This window comes from Kitasatospora nipponensis, from assembly GCF_039528135.1.
Taxonomy (GTDB): Bacteria; Actinomycetota; Actinomycetes; order Streptomycetales; family Streptomycetaceae; genus Kitasatospora; species Kitasatospora nipponensis.
On sequence record NZ_BAAALF010000635.1, the window covers coordinates 1 to 805 of the forward strand.

Genomic DNA, 805 nt, shown 5'->3' on the forward strand with positions numbered 1-805 from the left:
GATGTCCTTGCCCTTGTCGTAGAGCAGATGCCCCATGTTGCCGAGCCCGTTGGTGATCTTCCCGGGCAGCTCGCGGACGAAGTCGACCATCCCGCCGATCTTGTCCGCGACGGCGTCCTTGGCCCGCCCGAAGGCGTCCCGGACCACCTCGTAGACCCGCCGGACGCCCTCGATCACGCTCTTGATCGTGTTGACGGCCGACCGGATCGCGCCGGTGATGCCGTTCCAGACCATCGAGACGAAGGACTTCACGGCGTTGAAGACCGCCATGATGACGGTCTTGTAGGCGTTGAAGTAGAACTTGATGACCGTCGAGATGACCTTGACGACCACCTCGATCGCCTTCTTGATGCCCTTCCACACCGTGCTGATGAAGTTCTTCACCACGTTGAAGACGGTCGTGATGATCGTCTTGTACAGGTTGAAGTAGAACTTGATGACGGTCGAGATGACCTTGACGACCGTCTCGATGACCTTCTTGATGCCGGGCCAGATCTTGGCGATCCACTGGGCCGCCCACTTCATCACGCTCACGGCGATCTTCATCGCCACGTCGATGACCTTCTGGACCACCGCGAAGACCTTCTCCATGACCTTCTGCATGGTCTTCGACTGCATGGCCATGTCGATGATCTTGGCGATCAGCGGGGCGAGGAGCGCGAGCAGCAGGCCGATGATGTTGGCCTTCATCGCGGTGTTCAGCCCCTTGACCCCGGTGGTCGCCGCACCGAGCCCGGACTTGAACTTGCCCATCAGACCGCCGGAGGACCCGGCCGTCTTCCCAGTCTTCGAAACGGCCTTCTCG

General features: G+C 60.5%; 1 protein-coding gene. It reads right to left on the reverse strand.

Going from position 1 to position 805, the window contains the following annotated elements; translation table 11 throughout:
* Window positions 1-753: phage tail protein (locus ABD323_RS42405; RefSeq protein WP_425556353.1), on the reverse strand; the 753-nt coding region annotated here is incomplete at its 3' end.
* Window positions 754-805: the final 52 nt, after the last annotated feature.